Genomic DNA, 4,353 nt, shown 5'->3' with positions numbered 1-4,353 from the left:
GATGTGTCCTCAACGGAGCAGGTAGTCGATCACCCGGTCCATAACCGTGTTGCGGGTGGCGGCTCCGGTGAGTCCTTCGAAACCGAAGCCCAGGTAGACCGTGTCGGCGGTCCCCACCGCCGCTCCTTCCTTGATGCCGAGCCCGCCGCGGCGGACCCAGTCGTTGAAGTTCGGACCCTCGACGCCCGCCTGGTCCTGCGGCGCGCCGGGAACGGTCCAGCCGTCCATCGGGTCGGCGTCGTCCTCGAACGAGGTGGAGCCCTCACCGGTCGAGACCTCGATGTCGTCGATGAAGACGCCGGGGAACTGCTGCACTCCCCAGTCGCTCAGGGCAGTGATGGAGAGTTCGACCTGCTGGTTCGCGTACGCCCCGAGGTCGATTGCCCACTGCTGCCAGCCGGAGGAGCTTCCGTTGGCGGCGTTCCAGGTCCCCGTCGTCCCCGTGTTGGCGCACGTCCCGGTCGCCGGGTCGAACGTCTGGTAATGGGTCAGGAACGGGTGCAGCACGTTGGCGGCGTCGGCCGGGTTGCTCCACCCGCCCGGGCATGACTGGTCGTTGCTCAGATCCGGCGAGGTGTGCCCGTTCTCGTCCGGCAGCGTCGTCCAGTTGTCCAGTCCGACCGTGCGCGCTTCGACGATCAAGTAGTCGAAGTCCAGTTCGAGGTTGTAGCTCGTCCAGAACGACAGCGTCGCGCCACCCGCGGGCACCGAGACCGTGCGCGACAGGCGCTTGTACGCCTCGTCGGCCCGGTCCGACCACATGAACTGGGTCCCGCTGTGCGGGTCGAACGGGCCCGCGAGGCCACTCAGGTACTCGGCCGCGGGCCAGCTCTCCAGGTGCGGGAAGCTGCCCTGCGGGTCGGTCACCTCAAGGAAGTCGCCGGTGGTGATGAACGACGAGTTGCTCGCTTGGTTCTGCGCGCTGTCGGCGCCATTGATGGTCATCGTCAGACCGGCCAGCGGGTCGTCGATCCCGTTGATGGCGAACGGGTCCCCGGTGTTGGGGTCGCTGCCGCCACCGGGAGTGGTGATCGCCGCACCGAAGAAGTACTCGATCGGGTCACCCTGCGAGTTGCCGGACCCGGACAGCGCGAGGCAGCGTGCCCGCACAGCCGGGTCCGAACTGCACTGCCGGTTCTCGAACGGGTCGTAGAGCTGCGTGCCCAGAGCCTGCGTGTACTGCTGGCCCGCACGCTGCCCGGTGTAGAGCACGCGCCCGCCGTCGTTGACGAAGTCACGCACTTCGAGCAACTCCTGCATCGCCAGCCGTGAAGCGTTGCCTGGCCCCCACCCGGGCTCGCGGGTCACGACATCGTCGCCGGTGTACCAGACGACGGCGTCATAGTGGCTGAGCACGCCGAGGTTGTCGGGCGCGGTGCGGCCACGGGCGTCGACGTCGTAGACATCGAAGGCGACGCCGTTCGCGGTCAGCGCGTCCATGTAGAACGACAGGTACTGCGGCGCCGTGACGCCCGGCTTCGCCGGCGACGCGCCCGTGTAGTCCTCCGCCGCCACGATCAGCACCCTGCGGTCGCTGTTGGACGCCACCTGGTAGGTGAACGAGTCGCTGACCTGGCCGCCGCCCTCGAACCACACCCGGACGCTGTCACCGGGCGACGTGCCGGTGACTTGCCCGCTGACGACGTGGAAATGGGTGGCGTTGCCCGGCCCGTAGCGCTCGCCACCGGCCCACTCCGCCGTCGGTTTCGACTGCACCGCGCCAGTGCCGATCTGGTACTTGAGCGTGACGGCGCCAAGTTTGCGCTTGGCCAGCACGCGAACTTCCTGCGGGTCGCCGTAGGAGACCGCGAAGCGGAAGTCGAACAGCGACTGCTGGCCGTTCTGCGGGTCGATGTCGTCCTGGTCGAGGTAGAACGGCTCGACCTCGATGCCGACCGGTGAGACCGGGTCGGCGGGGTTCCTCGCGGACCTCGCGAGACCCAGGTGGAAGGGCAGCGTCTTGACGAATTCCGCCTGGATGAGTGTCTCGTCGTCCGGGAACACGAAGCCCGCACCGGGGACGCCCTCGCCCAACTCGGGCGTGAAGGCGACGGTGCCGCCGTTCGTGTCGGCGTAGTCGGTCGTCTCGCCGTTGGTGATGTAGAGCGTGTCGGCCGACTGGCCGGGGTCGAAGCCCGCGATGGCCGGGTTGGCGTCGGTGCCGCCGAGCGCGACGTAGAGCGGGTTGTCGGCGTCGGGCGTACCGACCTGCCAGCCCTGCGGGTACAGCAGCCACTCGCCGAAGGAGTGCAGGTTCGACTGGAATCGCGGCTTGACCTTGTTGATCAACCCCTGCATCGCGCGGGTCTCGGGCTCCGATGCGGCGTTCGGACCGCGATAGGTCTCGTCGGCCGGGTTCGGCGACGATCCCTCGTTGTCGTAGCCCCAGTGTTCGTCGAAGTTGCGGTTGGGGTCGACGCCGTCACCGATGGTGATCTGCCCGTCGTTGTTGTTGTCGCGGGCGTTCTTTCGCCACAGGCGCTCGTGGTCGAACGAGAACTGGTAGCCATCCGGGTTCGCGACGACCACGAACCACAGCTCGGTCCTCTGGAGCATCGACTTGATCTCCGCGTCGTTGGCCCGCCAGCGGTCGACGAAGTGGTGGACCAGGCGGCGGTTCACCTCGGCGCTGATCCACTCTCGCGCGTGCTGCAGCGATGAATAGAGCACCGCCGGTCGGGAGCCGTCGGGCACGCCGCGCGCGCCCTGCGTGAGCTTCAGCGCGATGATGTCGCGACCCTGATGCGTCCGCCCGAGCGTGACGAGCTTGACCAACTGGGGATTCGCGCGCGCCACCGCGACCAGGTCGTCCCTGATGCCGCCGGGTTCGTCCCAGGAGCGCCACACGGTGAAGCCGTTCGCCGCCTGCGCGGCGGCCTGCTGGCTGACCGTCTGGCCTCGCGCATTGCGTTTGAGGGTGACCTGCACGCCCGAGGCGGCCAGCTTGTCGCGCTGGTCCTCGGTCAGCACGACATCGGCCCGCACGCCCGACTGGGTCCGCTGTAAGGCCGCGAGCTCAAGTCCGGGGGCGGCTTCCGAGATCGTGTCGGCCTGCCCTTCGACCGTGTACATCTCCAGCGCCGGATTCGACGGCCGCGCAACCGCCGATGGTGGCGCCAGAGCGAGGGTGAGTGTGAATGTGGCAAGTACAACCATCACGCGTCGCGTTGAGCGCATGATGCGCCTCCCCGGGGGTTGGAGGAACGCTCTTGCGCCCTGTAAATCGCCCCTGGTCAGGCCTTTGTTGCACCCGTTCGGCTGAAATGCGAAACCGCGTCCGGTGGTGCCCGCTCCGCCGATCGGAGCGGGCCACCCATCGGGGCCTACGGCAGCGGCGGGAGCTCCTGGCCGTCGTCCTCCATCGCGTTGCTGACCCGCATGTCCAGATGCACAGCGCCGTCTGGCCGGGTGGGACGAAGTCCGCCATCGCACGGCGGCGAGTCGGGCAGAGGGCCTGTGACTCCCGATCCGCAGCCAGAGATCGGTGACAGCGTAATGCGTTCGTATTACACTTGGTCAGTGTTCCGGGATGTCAAGGACAACCAGTGGTCGGTTGACCACATCGCACGACACGACGTGACTCTTGACGAGGTGAGGGAGGCGATCCTTGAACGTCCGTACTGGCAGACCGAAGGGAAAGGCAACACTGTCTTGATCTTCGGTCGCACGTATGCAGGACGCTACTTGTTTGTCGTTGCTGCCGACGATGACGGTGAGGCGTTCGTCGTCACAGCCCGAGACATGACGCCCGGCGAGAAGAAGACCTTCCAGAGGAAGGCGCAATAGCGATGACAAAAGGAAATGATTCTCTTCCTCGGCCCGTTGAAGAACTCGAAGCACTGGCCGCCTACTACGACACTCATGACACTTCGCCTGAGATGGAGCGAGGCAAGTGGGTTGACCCGCGTCCTATGAAGACGACCTCGCTCCGATTGCCTGCTGACGTTGTCGAGGCTCTAAAGGCGCTCGCGCAAACACGTGGAATGCGGTATACGGCGCTCGTTCGAGAAATTGTCGAACATGCACTCAACGGTGTGCGCCTGGCCGAGAGTGAAGAGTTCTCGCAGATCAACGAGCGCTTGGCCCGGATCGAGGCCGCCGTTGTGGATCAGCCCAATGGTTCGGACAAAGTCCGTTCGGTTCGTGAGTGGGCGCGGAAGCAAGGGACGAAGGCGCGTGAGACTCAGAAGGTAGCCGGCAGGACCGGGCGCCGTATGAGTGAGAAGCGGTGAGAGTCGCGATCAATCCGAAGGCAGTCCGCGCTGTCGACTGGATCGCTGTCGACTGTGGCCGATCGACCGCAATTGCGCGCGAAGCGACTCCTCTGTCCGTCGCGGCCCGCTCTGCTTTAGT

At 66.3% G+C, this 4,353-nt stretch carries 3 protein-coding genes; 2 read left to right on the top strand and 1 reads right to left on the bottom strand.

The window, feature by feature from the left end:
* Positions 1 to 9: 9 nt before the first annotated feature.
* Positions 10 to 3,072: a M14 family zinc carboxypeptidase gene (locus ACRDSQ_RS10945; RefSeq protein ID WP_431420743.1), complete on the bottom strand. Its 3,063-nt coding sequence runs from the start codon at positions 3,070 to 3,072 to the stop codon at positions 10 to 12.
* A 447-nt stretch (positions 3,073 to 3,519) separates the two neighbouring features.
* On the opposite strand from ACRDSQ_RS10945, the gene ACRDSQ_RS10940 reads away from it, so the two are divergent.
* Together ACRDSQ_RS10940 and ACRDSQ_RS10935 are read left to right on the top strand one after the other, a co-directional pair.
* Positions 3,520 to 3,786: a hypothetical protein gene (locus tag ACRDSQ_RS10940; protein ID WP_431420742.1), complete on the top strand. Its 267-nt coding sequence runs from the start codon at positions 3,520 to 3,522 to the stop codon at positions 3,784 to 3,786.
* 2 nt (positions 3,787 to 3,788) lie between these two features.
* Positions 3,789 to 4,232, top strand: a complete 444-nt coding sequence (locus ACRDSQ_RS10935; protein WP_431420741.1) for a CopG family antitoxin — start codon at positions 3,789 to 3,791, stop codon at positions 4,230 to 4,232.
* Positions 4,233 to 4,353: the final 121 nt, after the last annotated feature.

This window comes from Actinokineospora sp., from assembly GCF_050699995.1.
GTDB lineage: Bacteria > Actinomycetota > Actinomycetes > Mycobacteriales > Pseudonocardiaceae > Actinokineospora.
This window is presented reverse-complemented; position numbering and strand designations above follow the sequence as displayed.

Bases quoted from the DNA above. Each gene is read 5' to 3' on its own strand.
- ACRDSQ_RS10945 (WP_431420743.1), bottom strand. From the start codon at position 3,072: ATGTACACGGTCGAAGGGCAGGCCGACACGATCTCGGAAGCCGCCCCC.
- ACRDSQ_RS10935 (WP_431420741.1), top strand. From the start codon at position 3,789: ATGACAAAAGGAAATGATTCTCTTCCTCGGCCCGTTGAAGAACTCGAA.